This is a genomic window from Paracidovorax oryzae ATCC 19882 (assembly GCF_000687165.1).
In the GTDB taxonomy this organism is placed as follows: Bacteria; Pseudomonadota; Gammaproteobacteria; order Burkholderiales; family Burkholderiaceae_C; genus Paracidovorax; species Paracidovorax oryzae.
On the sequence record NZ_JMKU01000007.1, the window covers coordinates 166,186 to 186,817 of the forward strand.

17 protein-coding genes are annotated in these 20,632 nt (G+C 69.4%); 6 read left to right on the forward strand and 11 right to left on the reverse strand.

Features of this window, described 5'->3' with window-relative positions:
* Position 1: 1 nt before the first annotated feature.
* Both T336_RS0106990 and T336_RS0106995 read right to left on the reverse strand, forming a co-directional pair.
* The gene (locus T336_RS0106990; protein WP_051647075.1) at positions 2-1,474 is read right to left on the reverse strand and encodes an APC family permease; all 1,473 of its coding nucleotides are present in this window, start codon (positions 1,472-1,474) and stop codon (positions 2-4) included.
* Positions 1,475-1,754: 280 nt separating this feature from the next.
* Entirely contained in the window at positions 1,755-2,723 is a 969-nt protein-coding gene (locus T336_RS0106995; RefSeq protein WP_026431998.1) for a helix-turn-helix domain-containing protein, read from the reverse strand.
* 370 nt (positions 2,724-3,093) lie between these two features.
* Here T336_RS0106995 and T336_RS0107000 point away from each other — a divergent pair, with 370 nt between their 5' ends.
* The 6 genes from T336_RS0107000 to T336_RS0107025 all read left to right on the forward strand — a co-directional run bounded on the left by T336_RS0107000 (position 3,094) and on the right by T336_RS0107025 (position 11,919).
* Positions 3,094-4,551: an aldehyde dehydrogenase family protein gene (locus tag T336_RS0107000; RefSeq protein WP_404821581.1), complete on the forward strand. Its 1,458-nt coding sequence runs from the start codon at positions 3,094-3,096 to the stop codon at positions 4,549-4,551.
* 47 nt (positions 4,552-4,598) lie between these two features.
* Entirely contained in the window at positions 4,599-5,270 is a 672-nt protein-coding gene (locus T336_RS0107005) for a cytochrome b (RefSeq protein WP_026432000.1), read from the forward strand.
* Positions 5,271-5,388: 118 nt separating this feature from the next.
* Positions 5,389-6,786, forward strand: coding sequence for a DUF1329 domain-containing protein (locus tag T336_RS0107010; RefSeq protein WP_026432001.1), 1,398 nt, complete (start codon positions 5,389-5,391; stop codon positions 6,784-6,786).
* A gap of 27 nt (positions 6,787-6,813) precedes the next feature.
* Positions 6,814-8,463 (forward strand): DUF1302 domain-containing protein, encoded by a 1,650-nt coding sequence (locus tag T336_RS0107015; protein ID WP_019700602.1) that lies wholly within the window; start codon positions 6,814-6,816, stop codon positions 8,461-8,463.
* A gap of 39 nt (positions 8,464-8,502) precedes the next feature.
* Positions 8,503-10,893, forward strand: a complete 2,391-nt coding sequence (locus T336_RS0107020; RefSeq protein ID WP_026432003.1) for an efflux RND transporter permease subunit — start codon at positions 8,503-8,505, stop codon at positions 10,891-10,893.
* A 21-nt stretch (positions 10,894-10,914) separates the two neighbouring features.
* Positions 10,915-11,919, forward strand: a complete 1,005-nt coding sequence (locus T336_RS0107025) for a YCF48-related protein (protein ID WP_019700604.1) — start codon at positions 10,915-10,917, stop codon at positions 11,917-11,919.
* Positions 11,920-12,003: 84 nt separating this feature from the next.
* Here the strand turns inward: T336_RS0107025 and T336_RS0107030 are convergent, their stop codons facing one another.
* From T336_RS0107030 to T336_RS0107070, 9 genes are read right to left on the reverse strand one after another with little or no spacing between them, the layout of a single operon-like run.
* Positions 12,004-12,618, reverse strand: a complete 615-nt coding sequence (locus T336_RS0107030; protein ID WP_019700605.1) for a nitroreductase family protein — start codon at positions 12,616-12,618, stop codon at positions 12,004-12,006.
* Positions 12,619-12,659: 41 nt separating this feature from the next.
* Positions 12,660-14,108: an NAD-dependent succinate-semialdehyde dehydrogenase gene (locus T336_RS0107035; protein ID WP_026432004.1), complete on the reverse strand. Its 1,449-nt coding sequence runs from the start codon at positions 14,106-14,108 to the stop codon at positions 12,660-12,662.
* A gap of 21 nt (positions 14,109-14,129) precedes the next feature.
* The gene (locus T336_RS0107040) at positions 14,130-15,551 is read right to left on the reverse strand and encodes an NAD-dependent succinate-semialdehyde dehydrogenase (RefSeq protein WP_026432005.1); all 1,422 of its coding nucleotides are present in this window, start codon (positions 15,549-15,551) and stop codon (positions 14,130-14,132) included.
* 11 nt (positions 15,552-15,562) lie between these two features.
* Positions 15,563-17,206 carry a bifunctional 3-(3-hydroxy-phenyl)propionate/3-hydroxycinnamic acid hydroxylase gene (locus T336_RS0107045; protein ID WP_019700608.1) on the reverse strand — a complete coding sequence of 548 codons (1,644 nt, stop codon included), beginning with the start codon at positions 17,204-17,206 and terminating at the stop codon, positions 15,563-15,565.
* 38 nt (positions 17,207-17,244) lie between these two features.
* Positions 17,245-17,541 (reverse strand): NIPSNAP family protein, encoded by a 297-nt coding sequence (locus T336_RS0107050; RefSeq protein WP_013594148.1) that lies wholly within the window; start codon positions 17,539-17,541, stop codon positions 17,245-17,247.
* Positions 17,542-17,563: 22 nt separating this feature from the next.
* Positions 17,564-18,424, reverse strand: a complete 861-nt coding sequence (locus T336_RS0107055; protein ID WP_026432006.1) for an alpha/beta fold hydrolase — start codon at positions 18,422-18,424, stop codon at positions 17,564-17,566.
* Positions 18,425-18,433: 9 nt separating this feature from the next.
* Positions 18,434-19,039: an amino acid synthesis family protein gene (locus T336_RS0107060; protein WP_019700610.1), complete on the reverse strand. Its 606-nt coding sequence runs from the start codon at positions 19,037-19,039 to the stop codon at positions 18,434-18,436.
* 59 nt (positions 19,040-19,098) lie between these two features.
* On the reverse strand, positions 19,099-19,578 hold the full coding sequence (locus tag T336_RS0107065; RefSeq protein WP_019700611.1) for a VOC family protein: 480 nt from the start codon (positions 19,576-19,578) through the stop codon (positions 19,099-19,101).
* A complete protein-coding gene (locus T336_RS0107070; RefSeq protein ID WP_026432007.1) occupies positions 19,571-20,629 on the reverse strand; it encodes a WD40/YVTN/BNR-like repeat-containing protein in 1,059 nt (352 codons plus the stop codon). The genes T336_RS0107065 and T336_RS0107070 overlap by 8 nt, the downstream gene beginning before the upstream one ends.
* Positions 20,630-20,632 lie beyond the last annotated feature (3 nt).

The window sequence follows — 20,632 nt, forward strand, 5'->3', positions numbered from 1 at the left end:
GCTATGCCCGGTCCTGGCCCAGGTTCGCGAAGCGGCCGGGCTCGCGCCGCCGCAGCCGCCTGGCGGCCAACAGGCCCAGCAGCGCCGCCACCGGCACCGCGCCCACGAGCACGATGGACGCGCGGGGGCTGGCGCCCGTCAGGACGTGGAAGTTCGCCACCGCGAGCGCCAGCACCGCGCACAGGCCCAGGCAGGCCAGCAGCGGCAGCACCAGCACGCGCAGGCGGCCGTGGCCGCGTGGCCGGCCATGGAAGAACGCGATCACTGCGGCGGCAGTGCACACCATCAGGGCCAGTACGCAGACCGATGCGAGGTTGCTGAGCCAGGAGAACACCGACAGCACCGGGTCCGCACCGGCCACCGCGAAGCCGATCACCACCACCGCGCACAGTGCGGTCTGCAGCAGCGAGGCGACGTGCGGGCTCTTGTACTCAGGGTGCGTGCGGCCCAGGACCGCAGGCAGAAGGCCCTCGCGGCCCATGGAATAGAAATAGCGCGCCGTGGAGTTGTGGAACGCGATCAGGCCCGCGTAGATGCTGACGATGAACATGCCGCGCAGCACCAGGGTGAGCTGCGGCCCGCCGTACTGGTCGGAGAGCAGGTAGAGGAAGTTGGTCGGGTCTTCCAGCGCCGCGATGGACGCCACGACCCTGTCGCTGCCCGCGCCGATCACGAGGCACCACAGCGAGAACGAGTAGAAGCAGCCCACCAGCAGCAGCGCCGCATAGGTGGCGACAGGAATGCTGCGCCGCGGATCCTTGGCCTCTTCGCTGTAGATCGTGGTGGCCTCGAAGCCGATGAAGGCGGCGAAGCAGAACAGCAGGCCGATGAAGGGATTGCCGCCCGAGATGGCCTGCGGCGTGTAGGAACGCAGGTGGATGCCGTCGGCACCGCCGTGCGCGAGGATCAGCACGTCCAGGCACAGCACGACGACGTACTCGGCCACCACGAAACCCGCGAGCATCTTCGCGGAGAAATCGATCTGGTGGTATCCGAAATAGGCCACCGAGGCCATGGCCGCCAGCGCACACGACCACCACGGCAACTGCCACCCGGACAGCGCGTGGATCGCCTCCGAGGTCACCGCTCCCAGCAGGCCGTACAGGCCGAACTGCAGTACGACGTAGCCGAGGATGGCCACCATCGCCACTGCCCCGCCCGCGTAGCCGCCCAGGCCGCGCGCCACCATCGAGTAGAAGCCGCCCGCGCTGGTGACGCAGGTGGCCATGGCGGTGTAGCCCGCCGCGAACATGAGCAGCAGCGCCAGCGCCACCAGCACCAGCGCGGGTGTTCCCGCCCCGTTGCCCAGCATGATGCCGATCGGGAAGCCCCCGGCCACCACGCTCAGCGGGCTGGCGGCGGAGATCACGAGCAGCGTGATGACTCCTGCGCCGAGCGTCGATCTCCGCAGGCCCGTCGAGGAGGGCGTACCGGCCTGCTGCGCTCCGGTCACTTGGGGGTCTGTCCATTCCATACGTTCATCTCCGTGCTCGGCGTGTCATGTCGGGACCCGGACGCCGCGCGAAGAGCGCAAGCCGGGCCCGGGCCGAAGCAGGCGCAGTCTAAGAACGGCAGGCCGCAGGACGATATCCCGGATCGGCAAGCCGGCGCGATGGGCCGCGGCGCGGCACGGGCCCGGCATCCATGCAGGGAGTGCGGTGCCGCGGCTGCGCGGCCGGCACGCGCGGCAACCGCTCCGCTCCCGCAGCAACGGGTGCCAGCGTGCAACGGACAGGCGGGCTGGGGAGAGCTGCTCAGCTCGCCATCCGGCGCGCGTCGGCGCGGCGCGTCTGCGACGGCAGCTCGCCGAACAGCTCCTGGTACTCGGCGGCGAAGTGGCTCAGATGGAAGAACCCCCAGGCCGAGGCCGCGTCCCCGATGGACAGCTCCGACGCAGCGGTGGACATCAGCTTGCGGCGCACGCCATTGAGGCGCACCGAGCGCAGATAGTTCAGCGGGGTGGTTTCCGCCACCGTGCGGAAGCTGTTCTGCACCGTGCGGCGGCTCACGTGAAGGCGCTCGCACAGGTCCATGACGCTGGGCACGTTGACCGCGTCGGACATCGCGAGCCGATGGCACTTTTCCACGATGAAACTGTGCGTGGAACTGCCGTGGCGCTGGGCGCGGTCGCAGGCGGGATCGGTGACGAGCCGCAGCATTTCCTCGAGCATGGCCTGCTCCAGCGCCTGCGGCGGCTCTCCCTGCGGCGGCACGCCCGCATCGCCGGAAGCCATGGCCCTCGAGAAGATCGCGAGCAGCCGGCGGCGCGCCTCCTCGAGCCGCTGCTGCGGCACCTTGATCACCGGCTGCCGCAGCAGCATGCCGATCTCCTGCTCCCACGGCGTGTCCGCGAGGGCCTGGTCGAAAAACGACTGCTCGAACGTGATGGCCAGCAGGTCCATGCCCATGGGCATGTGGAACATGAACTCCTCGCCACCCCGCAGCACGAAGATGCTCTTGTCGTCCGCCTCCCGGCCCTGCATGCGGATGGAACCGGGAATGGCGATGGGCACGGCAAAGCACAGCTTGCCGCGGGGCGCCTCGCCATGCTGCACCACGCGCTGGTTGATGTGCTCGCGGAAGACATGGCAGCGCGCACTGTTCAACTGGATGAGCGAACTCTCCAACGCCCCCGCCGTGATCTGGCTGTAGGTCTGGTGCCATTCGCGCACTGCAGATGCATGCACATGGATATCTTGAAACCGATCGATCGACTGATTCATGGTCTGGCGGAACCTCTTGCGCGGGCGCGACCCGCGGATGCAGGCCTGACGGCTTTGCCACATTGCAAGAATTGTGCAAGCGCCTTTTCCCACATACAGCCGGGAAAACCCCGCACATGCACGTTGCCGGTGCATCACGCACCACATCGTGGCCTCGGGGATGAGGCTGTGCCCCCTTCTGGAGGCCGCCGCAGGCCGGCGAACCGGCCTGCGCAAGCATGCGTTGCGGCGAATGCAGTTGCTGATTTGGGCTAACGCGGCCGGGAAGCCGAACCCGAAACTTCCGCCACCGTCGCACAGTGCAGCCGCTTCACCCAGGAGCACTTCCCGCGATGACCGTTTCCCGCCATTGCACAACACACACCGCCACATGCCCATGAACCACTCCTTGAAGCACTACATCAACGGCGCCCCCGCAGAAGCCTCCGACGGAGGCAGGATGGCGCTGGTGGATCCCGTGAACGAGCAGGAATACGCGACGGCGGCGCTCGGTACCGCCGAAGACATCCGGCGCGCCGTTGCGGCAGCCCACGCCCAGTTGCACGGCGGAGCCTGGAGCAGGCTCGGCGGGGCCCAGCGTGCGCGCCTGCTGCTGCGCCTGGCAGACCTCGTGGAGCGCGACACGGAACTGCTGGCCGACATGGATGCGCACGCCATCGGCCGCTCACCCATGGAGCCGCGCATGATGGACGTGCCCAATGCCGTGTCGCACCTGCGCGCGGCGGCGGGCTGGGCGAACCAGCTCGAGGGACGCACCATCCCGACCAGCGGGTACATGGGCATGCGCACGCTCTCCTATACCTTGCGCGAGCCGGTGGGCGTGGTGGGCGCCATCGTTCCCTGGAACTCGCCGCTGATGATTACCACGTGGAAACTGGCCGCCCTGCTCGCGGCCGGCTGCACCGTGGTGGTGAAGCCGTCGGAAGAAACGCCCCAGTCCGCACTGCACCTGGCCGCGCTGTGCAAGGAAGCCGGTTTCCCCGACGGCGTGGTCAACGTGGTGACGGGCTACGGTGCCGTGGTGGGCCGCGCGCTGTGCGAGCACCCCGACGTCGCCAAGATCAGCTTCACCGGCAGCCCCGAGGCCGGCCGGGCGATCCAGCAGGTCGCCGGAGCCTCGTTCAAGCGCGTGACCCTGGAGCTGGGCGGCAAGAGCGCACAGATCGTTTTCGACGATGCCTCGTTCGAGCAGGCGCTGCGCGGCTGCGCGCTGGGCCTGTTCGTGAACCAGGGCCAGGTCTGCGCCGCGGGCTCGCGCATCCTGGTGCAGCGCGGCCTGGCGCAGCGCTTCGCGGCCGCGCTGGCCGAGGCCGCCGATGCCGTGGCAGTGGGCGATCCGCGCCAGCCGGGCGTGCAGATGGGCCCCGTGGCGAAGAAGGCGCAGTTCGAGCGCGTCAATCGCTACATCCGCATCGGTCTGGAGGAAGGCGCCGAACTGCTCGCGGGCGGCGTCTCGTCGCCCGACAAGGGCTGGTTCGTGAAGCCCACGATCTTCGCCAACGCGACCAACGCCATGACCATCGCGCGCGAAGAGATCTTCGGCCCGGTGGGCACGGTGATCCCGTTCGACACGGACGAGGAAGCGATCGCGCTGGCCAACGATTCCAGCTACGGCCTCGCGGCCACGGTGTGGACGAACGACCTGGCGCGCGCGCATCGCGTCGCCGCTGCGGTGCGCGTCGGTGCCGTCGGGGTCAATTGCTGGAGCCCGCTGGAGGCCAACCTGCCATGGGGCGGCGTGAAGGACAGCGGCATCGGGCGCGAGGGCGGGCTGGCCGGCGCCCTCGCCTACACCGAAGAGAAGGTCATCACCATCCTGCTGCCCTGAGCCGGCGGCAGTTCGGCCCCCCGACCTCCGTGCGAAAGAGATCCACCATGCGATGGCGCAATACCCTCGATGCCTACGGCAGCGTCTCGATGCTGTTCCATTGGGCGATGGCCGCGGCCTTCATCGCCGCGTACGGGGTCGCGTACTACGTGATCTGGATCGTCGATCCCGAGACCAGCGTGCGTCCCCCGCTGTTCGGGTGGGCACCCGATGCGCAGCGCGTGGTGCCGATCCTCAACATCCACTGGGTGCTGGGCATGACCATCGGCTTCCTGGTGCTGCCGCGGCTGCTGTGGCGCATTCTCGGCACCACCCCGCGGCACGCCCCGGCCTCCCGCCTGGAGGTGCTGGCGGCGGATGTGGCCCACTGGGCGCTCTACGCGCTGCTGATCCTGATGCCCGTGTCGGGCTACATGACCACGTACGACCCCACGAACTTCGGCCTGTTCGTCATTCCCGCCTGCCGCGACACGGCGTTCGCGGAATGGATCCGGTCCCTGTTCGGGCTGACCACGCTCCAGCTTGAAGACGCCATGTGGACGGTCCACAGCTTCCTCGGCAAGAGGGTGGCCTGGGTGCTCGTGGCGCTGCATATCGGAGCGGCGCTGGTGCACCACTTCATCCGGCGCGACGACGTGCTGCGCCGCATGCTGCCACTGCGCCAGCGCGCCCCTGCCCCACCGCCGGCGGGCGCCCAGGCCCCGCCGGCGGACCGCTAGACAGCACCGCTCCCGCACCGCCGCGGCCCGCACGGCCGCAGTCCTGCCCCGCACGCCGCACGCCGCCGCCATGGCGCGCGGACGACCGATCGAACCCACCCAACCCACGGAGATCCCCATGGTCCGCAAGCCCCCAGCCCCCTTCTTCCGCGCCACCTGCACGGCCGTCCTCGCGGCCCAGTTGCTCGCGCTTCCCTTCGCCGCTCCCGCGGCCGACCTCGCCCAGCTGGACAAGCTCACGCCGTCCGGCGCGGAAAAGGAAGGCAACAAGGACGGCTCCATTCCCGCATGGCAGGGAGCCGAAGCCCCGCAGGCCGGATGGGAATGGGGCAAGCTGCGCGTGGACTACTGGAAGCACAAGGATGAAAAGCCGCTGCTGACCATCGACGCATCCAACGCGGACAAGTACGCGGACAAGCTCAGCGCCGGCCAGCTGGCCATGCTCAAGCAGCGCAAGGACTACCGCATGGACGTGTACCCGTCGCACCGTACCTGCGGCGTGCCGGATTTCGTGGCCGCCAACACCCGCAAGAACCTGGGCACCGCGAAGCTCAACGACGACGGCTGGAGCCTGAAGGAGGCCACCGTGCCCGGATACCCGTTCCCCATCCCCTCCTCCGGCGTGGAGGCGATGTGGAACTCCAAGATGCGCTACCGCGGCGTGGGCATCGACTACAAGGGCACGATCACCGCGGTATCACCGCGGCGCGGCAGCACGGAATGGATCCGCGCCGATTCGGAGCAGACCGTGTTCATCCCCTCCGGAGCGAAGGGCTCCACGCAGCTGTCCTCGCTGCCGCCCGTGGAGTTCTACGTGTATTTCGGCTACGTGGCTCCTGCCGCACTGGCCGGCCAGGCCCTGGCGATCACGCAGTACATCAACCAGGCAGAGAACGAGACCTTCTACTACTTCCCGGGCCAGCGGCGGGTGCGGCGCATGCCCACCTATTCGCATGACGCGCCGCAGATCGGCATGGAGAACCAGTACACGCTGGACGAGCCCCAGGTGTTCAACGGCGCGCTGGACCGCTTCGACTGGAAGCTGGTCGGCAAGAAGGAAATGTACGTGCCCTACAACGCGTTCGGCGCGTTCGACTTCAAGGCGAAGTTCGAGGACGTCGCCAAACCGGACTTCATCGCGCAGACGCACCGCCGCTACGAACTGCACCGCGTGTGGGTGATCGAGGCGACGGTCAAGTCCGGCATGCGGCACTCCGCGCCGAAGCGCACCATCTATCTCGACGAGGACAGCTGGGCCCCGGTGCTGATGGATGACTTCGACGGCCAGAACAAGCTGGCCAAGATGCGCGAGGGCTTCCTGATTCCCGTCTACGAGACCGGCAGCTGCGACGTGATGGCGATGGTGCAGAACAACCTGGCCGAAGGCCGCTACGTGTTCGACACGCACACGGTCGGCGTCGGCAAGGACATCCGCTGGTTCACCGAGCCCACCGGCCCGCGGTTCAAGCCGGGCTTCTACACCTCCGACAACCTCCGCGCCATCAGCGAGCGCTGAGCCCCCGCGCCCACCCAGGAGAACAGGATGACCACCAAGCACTCCCTGCACCTGCGCACGACCGCGCTGGCAGCCGCCGCGCTGCTCGGCACCGGCGCGGACGCCATGACCTTCGAGACGGAGAACATCCGCGGAAGCTTCGATTCGACCGTCACCATCGGCACCGGCATCCGCATGAAGGACCCGGCCTGCACGCTCATCAACGCCGGCGCCACCGGCGACGGGGCACCCGCGGGCTGCCTGGCGCCCACCTCGGCCCTGGGCGACCAGGGCAACCTCAACTACGCCAAGGGCGACGCCTTCACCACGTACCTCAAGGGCAGCCACGAACTGCTGCTGAAGCTGCCGTCCGACATCACCTTTCTCGGGCGGGTGAACTGGATCAAGGACTTCACCGCCTCCGATACCACCGGCTACCTGGCCGCGGGCGCGCCCTCCGGGCTGCGGGACGGGCTGGCGCCGGATGCGCGCCGTGACCTGCGGTTCAAGGCGCGGTTGCTGGACCTGTGGGTGAGCAAGTCCTTCGACATCGGAGACCAGCGCGCGCGCGTGCGCGTCGGCAACCAGGTGATCAACTGGGGCGAAAGCCTGTTCCTGTCCGGCGGCATCAACAGCACGAACGCGGTGGACGTGATGCGCGCCTCGCAGCCCGGCACCCAGCTCAAGGAGGTGCTGCTGCCCGCGCCGATGGTGAGCGTCGCCAGCGGACTGGGCCACGGACTCAACGTCGAGGCCTACGTGCAGACGCACTGGAACGGCAACTACATGCCCCCCACGGGCAGCTACTGGTCCACTGCCAACGGCCTCGGCAAGGGCCACGACACCTACGGGCTCGTGGAGGCCAAGCCCAAGAACAGCGGGCAGTGGGGCGTGGCGCTGCGCTACCAGCCTGAGGGCACTTCGCTCAACCTCGGCGCCTACGTGCTGAACTACCAGGACAAGGGTGCGAATTTCAGCAGCAATGTGAACGGCACGGGGCGCGCGGGCTGGGCGTTCGCGGAGAACCGCCGGCTCTACGGCGTGAGCGCGAACATGCCCGTGGGCGACTGGTCCGTCGGCACGGAACTGTCCTACCGGCCGCGCGATGCGGTGTCGCTGAACTCCGCCGCCACCGGGTGCGCCTCGCAGGGCGGCAACTGCTGGGTGGACGAAAAGAAGTTCCAGTGGCACCTGACCGGCCTCTACAGCGTCACGCCCAGCAACGGCCAGTGGCTGCTCGACCTGCTGGGCGCCAGCACCGCCACCCTGATGGCGGAAACCGTGGTGGTGCGCTACCCGCACCTCAAGCAGTTGTACGGCGCCGATCCGATCTCCGCTGGCGCCTGGGGCTGGGGGCAGGAGTTCAACGCGGGGGCGTCGCCCTCGCCCATGGGCTCGAAGACGGCGTGGGGATACAACCTGGACTTCAGCTGGGTGTACGACGGCACGGTCATCCCGGGCTGGCAGGTGATCCCCGAGATCTACTACTTCCAGGCCGTCAAGGGCCGCACGCCCAATGCGGCCGGCCAGCTCATGGAGGGGGCGAAGTCGATCAACCTCACGGTGAGCTTCGTGCAGAACCCTGCCAAGTGGCAGGCTTCGATCAACTACGCGGCCTTCTTCGGCGGCAAGCGGGTGTTCGACCAGCCGCTGCGCGACCGCAACTACCTGGGCTTCACCCTGTCGCGGAACTTCTGACCGCCCGACCGCCCCCCGACCGTCTGCCGAAAGCCACCCGTGCCCGACTCCGCATCTCCCCCCCGGTCCGCCCTCGTCCGCGCCGTGCAGCGCGTCGAACAGATCGTCTTCCACCACAGGACGGTGCTGCTCGCCGCGCTGGTGCTCTTCACCGTGGTGATGGCCTGGTTCGCGGTGCAGCTGCGCATGGACGCGGGCTTCGAGAAACAGATGCCTGTCGGGCACGAGTACATCGAGACCTTCAAGGAGTACCGCAACGACGTGCTGGGCGCCAACCGCCTGAACATCGTGGTGAAGGCGCGGCACGGCAGCATCTGGACGCCCGCCGCGCTGCAGCGGGTGTACGAGGTCACCCAGGCGGTCGGCTACCTGCCCAATGTCGAGCGGCTGGGCGTGCGCTCGGTCTGGACGCCCAACAGCTTCGTCAACGAGATCACCGAGGAAGGCTTCCGGGCCGACCCGCTGATCGACAGCACCATCACGCCCGGACAGCTCACGCCCGAGTCCATCGCGGGCATTCGCCGTGCCGCCTCGCAGGGCGGATTCGTGGGTACGCTGGTCTCGCGCGACGAGACGAGCGCCATGGTCACCGCCGAGCTGCTGGAGGTGGGCGCCGACAACACGAAGCTGGACTACGTGGCCTACAACCACCTGCTGGAAGAGCGCATCCGCGCGAAGTTCGAGGACGCGGATTTCGAGATCCAGATCATCGGCTTCGCCAAGCAGATCGGCGACATCGCCGACGGCGCGCGCTCGGTGCTGAAGTTCTGCGCCATCGCCCTGGTGCTGACGGCGCTGGCGGTGTACTGGTACTGCCGATCGGTGCGCTTCACGCTGCTGCCGATCGTGTGCTCGCTCACCTCGCTGGTGTGGCAGTTCGGCACGCTCAAGCTGCTCGGCTTCGGCCTGGATCCGCTCGGCGTGCTCGTGCCCTTCCTGGTGTTCGCCATCGGCGTATCGCATGGTGTGCAGCAGATCAACTTCATCGTGCGGCAGATATCGCACGGCCGCTCCAACTACGACGCCTGCCGCGACAGCTTCACCGGCCTGCTGATTCCGGGGACGCTGGCCCTGGTGACCGCCTTCGTATCGTTCGTCACCCTGCTGCTCATCCCGATCCCGATGGTGCGCGAGCTGGCGATCACCGCCTCGCTGGGCGTGGCCTACAAGATCGTCACCAACCTGGTGATGCTGCCGGTGGCGGCTTCGTATTTCGACATCGGCAAGCGCTACGCCGACGCGGCGCTGGTGCAGCGCGAGCGGCGTTCGGGCTGGCTGCGGGTGCTCGCCCGCGTGGCCGAGCCGCGCAACGCCCTGCTGGTGCTGGCGGCGACGGCGGTGGTGTTCGCCGCCGCCGTCTGGCAGAGCCGCGACCGCGTGGTGGGCACGCTGCAGCCCGGCGCGCCGGAGCTGCGCGCGGACTCACGCTTCAACCGCGACGCGGTCGCCATCTCCAGCAGCTACGACACCGGCCTGGACTGGCTGACCGTGGTCTTCGAGGCGCCGCCCGACAGTTGCGGCAACGTCAATGTCGGGCTCTACCAGGACCGCTTCACCTGGACCATGCAGCCGGTGGAGGGCGTGCTCTCCGTGTCTTCGTATGCGGGGCAGCTGCGGCTCTACAACGAGGGCTACAACGAAGGCAATCCGAAGATGGCGGTGATCCCGCTGGACCCCGGCAACTACGCGGCCCTGTCCACCGAGATCGCCCGCCTGCCCGGCATGATGCGCAAGGACTGCAGCATGACGGCGGTCCACCTTTTCCTGACCGACCACAAGGCGGCCACCATCCAGCGCGTGATCGACGCCGTGAAGCGTTTCCGCGAGCATGACAGGCAGGACGGCATCGTCATCCGCCTCGCCTCCGGCAATGCCGGCGTGCTGGCGGCGATCGACGATGAGGTGGAGAAGAGCGAACTGCCGATGATGCTCTATGTGTATGCCGCCATCATCGTGCTGGTGTTCCTGGTCTACCGCGACCTGCGCGCCGTCGTGGCCTGCTGCCTGCCCCTCACCGTGGGCACCTTCATCGGCTACTGGTTCATGAAAGAGCTGGAGATCGGCCTGACCGTGGCCACGCTGCCGGTGATGGTGCTGGCGGTGGGCATCGGCGTGGACTACGCCTTCTACATCTACAACCGGCTGCTGATGCACCTCGCCCACGGCCAGAGCATCGTCAAGGCCGTGGAATCGGCCATTCTGGAGGTGGGCACGGCGACCATCTTCACGGCCATCACGCTGGCTATCGGCGTGGCGACATGGTCGTTCTCGCAGCTGAAGTTCCAGGCCGACATGGGCAAGCTGCTGGCCTTCATGTTCATGGTGAACATGGTGATGGCCATGACGGCCCTGCCGGCCGTGGCCGTCTGGCTGGAACGCCTCTTTCCCCGCCGCAAGCCCGTGCAGGCCACCGGGCTGCAGCACGATTGATCCCTTTCCAGGACCCGCCCCATGCGCCCCAGCATTCCCCCCCTCCTGCTGTCCGCGGCCCTGTGCCTGCAGGGAGCCGCCTCTGCCCAGCCCGCGCCGGCCACGGGCTCCGCGACCGTGCCGCACATCTCCGCGGCACGGCAGGTTCCCTACGCCGCCCAGGCCATGGTGCTGGCCAGCGCCCTGGCGGGCTCACGGCTGGTGGCGGTCGGCGACCACGGCGTGGTGCTGCTGTCCGACGATGGCGGCCGAACGCACCGCCAGGCCCGTTCGGTGCCCGTGGACGTGACGCTGACATCCGTAGCCTTCTCGGACGTGCGCAACGGCTGGGCTGCAGGCCATGCCGGCGTGATCCTGCACACCGCCGACGGGGGCGAAACCTGGACACTGCAGCGCAAGGACCTGCAGGAAGACCGCCCGCTCTTCGCCGTGCACTTCTTCGACGCCGCCCACGGCGTGGCGGTCGGCCTGTGGTCGCTGGTGCTGACCACGGACGACGGTGGGGCGACGTGGCGGAAGGTGGACCTGGCCCCGCCCGAGGGCGCCCGCAAGGCCGACCTGAACCTGCTGGGCCTGTTCACGGATGCCCGTGGCCGGCTGTTCGCCGCCGCAGAGAAAGGCAATGTGCTGCGCTCGGACGACCAGGGCCGCAGCTGGACCTATCTTCCCACCGGATACCAGGGTTCGTTCTGGACAGGGGCGGCCACGCCGGACGGCACGCTGCTGGCGGCCGGCCTGCGCGGCTCCCTCTACCGCAGCGGCGACGACGGCCGCACCTGGCAGCGCGTGGAAACGCACAGCCAGTCCTCCATCACCGCGCTGCAAGCCCGCGGCAGCACCGTCGTGGGTGCAGGCCTGGACGGGTTGGTGCTGCGCAGCGCCGACAGTGGCGCCAGCTTCGCCACCGAAGTCCGGCCGGACCGGCTGGCCCTGACCAGCGTGGTGGCCGGTGCCGGCACCCCGGACCGGCCCGATGTGTTCTATTCGCGGCAGGGGCCGGTCGCGCCGACCGCCACCGCCCGCTGACGCCACGCAGGCAAAAGAAAACCCGCGGCGCCAGGCACGGCACCGCGGGCAGCGCATGGGCCGCAGGAGGCGGCCTCCGGAATGTCAGGCGCCCTCAGCCCCTGCAGGAAAGCGCCCTTCCGAGGCCAGTTGAGCCAGAGGCAGGCGGCCGTTGGGCGACTCGCGCGACTGCAGGCCTTCGGGCAGCACGCCCTTGTCGCCGCGCCGGCCTATCGCCACCACAGCCTGGACCGCATAGCCCGCGGGGATGGCTGCCGCCTCCCGCACGAGGGCAGCATCGAAGCCGGCCATGGCATGGGCCGACCAGCCCGACAGCGTCGCCTGCAGCGCGAGGCTGGCCCAGGCGGCACCCGCATCGAAGGCGTGCCAGGCATTCGGCGCAGGCACGGATTCGCCCGGGAACACGGCCTGCTCGGCCGAGACGATCACCACCAGGGCGGCCGCCCGCTGGGCCCACCCCTGGTTGAAAGGCTCCAGGGCCTGGAAGATGGGATCCCAGCTCGCGGTATCGCGCCGGGCATAGATGAACCGCCACGGCTGGGCGTTGTAGGCCGAAGGCGCCCAGCGGGCCGCCTCGAGCAAAGCCAGCAGGCCGGACTCGGGAATGGGCTCGCCGGTGAAGGCGCGGGGCGACCACCGGTCGGTGAACACGCTGTGGATCGCATGGTCGGGCTGCCGGGGCGAGAGAGACTGGGACATGGAAGACTCCTGGTTCCTGGAAAAAACGTGCACGGGCCGCGTCAGATGCCGGCCATGTTGATGTACTTGAGGGTGAGGTAATCGTCCATGCCATGGCGCGATCCCTCGCGCCCCAGGCCGGACTGCTTGATGCCGCCGAACGGAGCGACCTCGTTGGAGATCAGTCCCGTGTTCACGCCCACCATGCCGTACTCCAGGCGCTCGGCCACGCGCCATGCGCGGCCGATATCGCGGGCGTAGAAATAGCTCGCCAGTCCGAACTCGGTGTCGTTGGCCATCGCCACCACCTCGTCCTCTGTATCGAAGCGGAACAGCGGCGCCAGCGGCCCGAAGGTTTCCTCGCGCGCCACGCGCATGCTCTGCGTCACGCCCGTGAGCACCGTCGGCTCGAAGAAGCTGCGGCCCAGCGCATGGCGCCGCCCGCCCAGGGCCACCTGCGCGCCGCCGGCGACGGCGTCCGCGATGTGCTCCTCCACCTTGCGCACCGCGGCCTCGTCGATCAGCGGGCCGATCCGCACGCCCTCTTCGGCGCCCGGGCCGACACGCAGCGCCCGCAGGGCCTCCACGAGCTTGCGCGCGAACGCGTCGTACACGCGCGCGTGCACGTAGAGCCGGTTGGCGCACACGCAGGTCTGGCCGGCATTTCGGAACTTCGAGACCAGAGCGCCCTCCACAGCGGCGTCCAGGTCGGCATCGTCGAACACGATGAAGGGCGCGTTCCCGCCCAGCTCCATCGACACCTTCTTCACCGTGGCCGCCGTCTGCTGCATCAGGTGCCGGCCCACCTCGGTGGAGCCGGTGAAGCTCAGCTTGCGCACCAGCGGATTCGTCGCCAGCTCGGTGCCGACCTCTCCGGCCGGTCCGGTCACCACCGACAGCACGCCCGGGGGGATCCCCGCGCGCTCGGCCAGTACCGCCAGGGCGAGCGCAGTCAGCGGCGTCTGGCTGGCGGGCTTCACGACCATGGTGCAGCCGGCCGCCAGGGCCGGCCCGGCCTTGCGGGTGATCATCGCGGCGGGAAAGTTCCACGGCGTGATGGCAGCGCACACGCCCACGGGCTCCCGGACCACCACGATGCGCTGCGAGGCCACGGGCGCGGGCACGGTCTCGCCATAGACGCGCTTCGCCTCCTCGGCGAACCACTGGATGAAGGAAGCCGCGTAGCCGATCTCGCCGCGCGCCTCGGCCAGGGGCTTGCCCTGCTCCGCCGTCATGATGCGCGCCAGATCGTCCTGGTTCGCCAGGATCAGCGCATGCCAGCGCGCGAGCAGCGCGGCACGCTCGCTGGCCGTGCGCGCGCGCCACGCAGGCCATGCGCGGTGCGCCGCATCGATGGCCTCGCGGGTTTCCGCAGGGCCCATGCGGGGCACGTGGCCCACGGTGGCGCCGGTGGCGGGGTCGGCCACGGCCAGGGAGCGCTCGCTGGCGGTCCAGCGGCCGTCCACGAAGCAGCGGCCACGCAGCAGGGAGGGATCTTGCAGGTTCAGCATAAGGGGGCCGGGCGGGCCGGCTCAGAGTTGGGTGACCATCTTGGTCACGAGAAAGCTGTCGAAGGACTCGGTGCCGCCTTCGCTGCCGAAGCCGCTGTCCTTCACGCCGCCGAAGGGCAGTTCGGGATGCGCCATGCCGGAATGGTTGATGTTGACCATGCCGGCCTCCAGCCCACGGGCCACGCGCGTGGATACCGGCAGCGATTGCGTGAAGACGTACGACGCCAGCCCGAAGGGCAGCGCATTGGCCAGGCCCAGCGCTTCGTCCACGGTGTCGAAGCGTGCGAGTACCGCCAGGGGTCCGAAGGGCTCCTCCCGCAGGATGCGCGCGCCCGGGGGAACGTCCCGCAGTACGGTGGGGGCCAGGAAGTGGCCGCGCCCACGCACGCGCTGCCCGCCGGTGAACGCCTTCGCGCCCGCGCCGACGGCATCGTCCACCAGCCCCTGCACCGCCTGCAGCCGGCGCGCATGGATGAGCGGCCCCATCTGCACGCCCTCCTCCAGGCCGGGGCCCATCTTCACCGCGCCCAGGGCGTCCATGAAGCGCTCCGCGAACCGGACGTAGATGCCGGATTGCACGAAAAAGCGCGAGGGTGACACGCACACCTGCCCGGCGTTGCGCACCTTCATGCGCGCCAGCGCGGCGGCGGCCTCGTCCACGTCGGCATCGTCGAACACCAGTACGGGGGCATGGCCGCCCAGTTCCATCGTGGTGCGCTTGAGGTGGGTTCCGGCCAGGGCGGCGATCTGCCGGCCCACGGGCACCGAACCGGTGAACGACACGACCCGCACGCGCGGCGATTCGATCAGCTGGCGGGAGATGTCCGCCGGCACGCCCCACACCAGGTTGAGCGCCCCCGCGGGCAGGCCGGCGTCGTGGAACAGCCGCGCCAGCGCGACGATGGCGCTCGGCGACTCCTCGGGCCCCTTGAGCACCACCGTGCAACCCGCGCCCAGCGCGGCGGCCAGCTTCTTCGCGGCCTGGCCGAAAGGAAAGTTCCAGGGACTGAACGCAGCCACCACGCCGGCCGGTTCACGCACCACCCACTGCCGCACCGACGGATGGCGAGGCGGCACCACGCGGCCGTAGATGCGCCGGCATTCCTCCGCATGCCACTCCAGGTGCTCCGCGGCGTTGAGCACCTCGGCCACGGCCTCCGGAAGGGGCTTGCCATTGTCCAGCGTGATGCCGCGGCCGATGTCCTGGGCCCGCTCGCGCGCGAGGCTGGCGGCCTTGCGCAGCACGGCGGACCGATCCATCGGCGAGCTGTCGCGCCAGGCGGGAAAGGCACTGTACGCGGCCTCGATCGCCGCCTCGACATCGGCGGGTCCTGCCCAGGGCAGGTGCCCCAGCACCTCCAGCGTGGCCGGGTCATGCACGGGCTGCCCGGCACTGCGGCCCTGGAAGCTGCCACCGATGAACAGGGAAAGTTCGGGATACATCTCGGATTCCTTCACGCCGGCAGGGCCGGCTCTGCCTGGGGCTGGAGCACGGGCGGCAGCACGGCCTGGCAAAAAGCCGCGAGCTGCGGGACCGCATCGCCCCGGCGGCCAGCGGCCGCCACGAAGCGGTCGGGCCGGATCAGCACCCAGTCCACACCCCGGTCCTGGAACCAGAAATGCAGCGTGTTCTCCACATCCTCGATGCGTCCTCCGCGGGCCGGTGCGCAGGCATCCGCCGCGGCGCCGCGCGAACGCACTGCCACGTAGCGCCCGCAGCCCAGCCGCTCCAGTTGCTCCCGCAACTCTGCAGGCGCATCGGCCAGCGCGTCTTCGCACCAGCTCAGCACGGCGAAGCGCGGGCCGACCACGTCGTCCAGACGCTGTTGGCGGCCGGGCGCGCACTCCACCACGGGCTGGATGAACATGCGGCCCACCACCTCGTCGCTCCGCGCATCCCCGCTGTCCTGCACGACGCCCCGCGTGAAGCGCGGCATGGGCTTGAACTTCATCTGCAGCACGTAATCGCGCACCCGCGGGATGTTGCGCACCGACAGGAAGAAACGGTCGCGCAGCCAGGCCAGGGCCCGGTTGCGCTGCGACAGCATGGCCCCGAACAGGTCCGCGAGGTCGATCATCGCCTTGGCATGCGCGTGGCGCTCGTCTTGATAGCTCGAGAGCAGCTCGGGGCGCAGGCGCCCCTGCAGGATCCAGGCGAGCTTCCACGACAGGTTGAACGCATCGCGCAGCCCTGCGTTCAGCCCCTGGCCGATCCAGGGCGGGGTGATGTGCGCGGCATCGCCCGCCAGGCACACGCGCCCGACCACGAAAGATCCCGCCACGCGCGAGTTGTGGGTATAGACGCGCGCCCGGATCACGTTCAGCGACTCCGGCCGCGCCACGTGCCGGCCCAGCAGTTCGCGCACCTTGTCCGGAGCCAGCATCTGCTCGCCGTCCTCGCCGGGAAACAGCATGAATTCCCAGCGACGCAGGCCGTAGGGCAGGCGCAGGCACACGTAGGGCCGCTCGGGGTCGCAGTGCAGCGCCGTGTAGGGCGCATCCAGCGGATCCTGGTCGCACTCGATGACCACCCACTTCGCGGGATGGGTGCGCCCCTCGAAAGGCAGCTTCAGGATGCCCTCGCGCACGCGGCTGCGGCCACCGTCGCATCCGACCAGGTACTGCGCGCGCACCCGGTGCTCCGCCCCCTGCGCGTCGCGCAGCACCGCGGTCACGCCCTGCGCATCCTGCTGCAGGTCCAGCAGCTCCGTCTCCAGGCACAGGTGCACATGCGCAAAGCGCTGCAGGCCCTCGCGCAGCACCGCCTCGCCCAGCGGCTGGGAAAACAGATTGCGCCGGAACCAGCCGAACTCGCGCGTGCTGGGCAGGATCTCCGCGAAGCAGCGGCGCGAAGCAGTGTACATGCGCATGGGCACGTTCTGGATCATGTCGCGCAGCATGCGCTCGGCAAGGCCCGCCGCCTGGAAGGTGCGCAGCGCCTCGTCATCGAGCCCGACCGCGCGCGGATAGTCGAGCACCTGCGGGCTGCGGTCCACAGCCAGCACGGACACGCCGTAGCCGCCCAGCAGGTTCGCAATCGTGGCCCCGACCGGACCCGCGCCGACGACGAGGACCTGGACTTCAGTGGGAAATGTCATTGCCTTGCAGCCTTTCGTGGACACACGCCCCGGGCCGTTCAGGCCGGACTGAGCAGCCGGCTGTCCTGGCTCACCAGCAGGTGGCGCACCGACTTGCGGAACTCGGTGAAGGCCGGGTCGGCGATCAGCTGGGCGCGGCGGCGCACGCGCTCTTCGTAGCTGTCGAAGACCCAGTGGTAGATGAGCTGGTTCAGGTCGCCGCTCTCCGGCGTGAGCACCGCCACCAGGCCGCCCAGCAGGCGGGTCTGCACTTCGCGGCCCGCTTCGTTGTACAGGCGCAGGTACTCGCGCGTGCCGCCGGGCACCAGCGTGTAGGTCCGGATTTCATGGATCATGAGGCTCTTTCTTTTCAGGGGATCAGGCGGCCTCGCGGGCCGCCGCGCTCCGCAGGAATCCGGCCACCGCCTGCGCGAAAAGCGCCGGCTGGTCGTCGTGGATGTAATGCCCGGCATCCGGGATCTCGATGGCTTCGATGCGCGGATTCAGCGCGCGCATGCGCTCGGCCATGGCCGGCTGCAGGTAATCGGAGCGCCCGCCCCGCACCACCAGCGTGGGGCACGCGATCGCGCGCAGGCTGGCCTCCAGGTCCACCGCCCGCGTGGGATCGGGATGCAGCCGCGTCGCGGTGATGCCCGCATGGTCGTAGCGCCAGGTGAAGCCGCCCTGCGGCAGCGGCGAGAGCATGCTCTGCAGCCGCTGCAGGCGAGCCTCCTCGGTCACCGTGGGCCGCAGCGCGCGCATGAAGTCCGCCGCCGCTTCCCAGTCCGGGAACGACGCGGGCGTCATGGCCAGCTCCCTGCGGATGCGGGTCGCGCCCTCGCTGGCATCGAAGGCGCCCGGGCCGGCATCCTCGATCACCAGCCGCCGCACGCGCCCAGGGTGCCGGCCCGCATAGACGATGGCGTTCATCCCGCCCATCGAATGTCCCAGCAGGTCGAAGGCATCCAGGCCCAGCGCATCCACGATGCCTTCCAGGTCGGCCACGTAGGTGTCCGTGTAGTAGTCGCCCGCCGGATCCCAGTCGGTCTGGCCGCGCCCCCGCTGGTCGAAGGCGATCACGCGGAAATCCGGCTGCAGCGCGGCGGCCAGGCCCGCGAAGGTCTCGGCATAGCCGCGGATGCCGTGCAGCATCACCACGGGCCGGGCCGCCGGGCTACCCCACTCGGTGAGGTGGAACCGCAGCCCCTGGAGGGACATCACCTGTTCGCGCCGTTCCATGGCCCGCCCTCAGACCAGGCCGTCCCGGCCCTGGATTTCCGAAGCCTTCAGTCCGCCCAGGCGGGCATTGAGCCGGCCGCGGGTGGCAAAGGCCCAGATCAGCACCACCTCGTCGCGGTTGGGGCCGTCCGCGAACTGCGCAGTGACGGTGTCGTAGTGCGAGCGCACGTACAGCGCATCCTTGTGCGCGAGCGGGATGTCGATCGAGGTGCCCGGGCCGCCGCGCTTGCCGGACGACGGCACCCAGGACTTGCCGCCCCCGATGGCGTCGCGGATGGGGTTGGCCGCGGGGTTGGTGAGCAGCGCGTTGCCGTGCTCGTACTCGCCGTCGATGCCCACCACGATCGCCTTGCCGTAGCTCTCGATCGCGCGGCCGCCGGCGGCCTCCTGGATGCGCCGGCCGAACTCGCGGCCCAGCTCCGGGGACGGATCGATCCAGGACGACAGGTCCGGCTCGTAGCGGCCGGCGAACGGGTTGTGGAGGCACGCGGCGATGACGATCTTGCGCAGCGGTTCGCCGTCCGCGGGCGCACCGGTCTCGCCGGCCAGGGTGTCCTCGATCTGGAGATACCACTTGCGGATATGGAAGACGCTGAAATTGGCAGCCTTGGTCATGATGGTGTGGAAGGAATGGAGGGGAATGGAAGGGAGGACGGAATCCGGCGCGGGCCGCATCAGTCGAACAGCGGCTCGAGCCGGAACGGCTCGCTGGGCGCGTGGTGGGCCTGCAGCACGCGCTTGCCCTCCTCGTCGTCGTGCACCATCTCCAGGAAGAACTCGAAGCGGTGCCCGTCCGGGTCGTTGAAATAGAGGCCGTAGCCCACCTTGTGGTCGGTGGTCTTGACCACCTCCACGCCGGCACGCAGCAACTGGCCGTAGAGCCGGCGCAGTTCGTCCATATCGCCCTCGATCTCCAGCCCGTAGTGCTGCAGCGCGCAACCGCCCACCACCTGCCCCGGCTCGGGCTTGATCAGCGCGATGTCGTGGTGCTTGCGGCCGAAGCTCATGAACACCCAGCGCTCGCCCCGGGCGGTTTCCTGCATGCCCAGGATGCGCTCGTACCATGCGGCCGAGGCGAACGGGTCGGTCACGAACAGCGACAGGTGGGTGCGGCGGATGCGGGGGCGCACCACCCCGGCCTGGATTTCAGTCATGGTGGGGCTTCGCTCCGAGGGTGGACTTCGGGTGGGCCTTCACGGCGGCGACGGCGGGGGTCCACGCCACGGCCGTGATCTCGCTGAAATCGCGCCAGTCCTTGAACCAGCTGCGGCCGCCGTCCATGGAGCGGAAGAGATGGCCGTACTTGGTGCCCGCGAACACGAGGTCCGGATCGGCGGCATGCGTGCCCAGCGCCCAGAACGTCGAGTTGGGCACGGCATGCAGCAGCGACGGGGCCCAGGTCCGGCCACGGTCCTGCGAGCGGTAGATCTGCGTGCGCGTGCCCGGCGTGCCGTCGCCGATGGCCGCCAGCAGCACCTCGCGATCGCCCTCCAGCGGCGTGAGGATGCGCGTGTAGTACATGCCGTCGAATCGGTCGGCGGAACTCTCCGCGGCCCAGGGGCCGGCCGGACCCTCGGTACTCGTATAGACCGAATTGACCGTGGCGATGATGTGCGTCTTGGGCCGGCCGCCGGCCGCGGGCAGGATGCGGATGCAATGGATGTCGCTGTTGGCGATGCCGCTGTCCGCATCGTCCACGCGCCGCCAGGTGTCGCCGCGGTCGGTGCTGTGCCAGGCGCCGCCTTCCTCCACTCCGAACCAGACGGAGCCGTCGTCCGGGTCCACCGCGATCGCGAGGATGCGGGGGCGGTTCACGCCCGCGCAGAACTCCGGCAGCTCGATGGGCAGGCGCGTCCAGCTGGCGCCACCGTCCAGCGAGCGGAACATCACCGCCCTCGACGGCGCGCCCGTGCCCGCGTAGATGACGCGCGCATCGCGCGGGTCTATCGCCAGCGCCCACACGTGCATGCCGTCGGCCGGCGATGCCAGCCGACGGAAATGCGCACCCGCATCCTCGCTCAGGCAGATACCGGCATCCGCGCCCGCGAAGATCCGGTTCGGGTCGTGCGGATCCACCAGCAGGCTGCGCACCACGCCGTCGAATTCGATGGCCTCCTTCAGGCCGAGGCGGTGCCAGCTCGCGCCGTCGTCCGCGCTGCGCAGGATGCCCTGCCCGGCCGTCCCCACGAGAATCGTTCCCTGCATGAT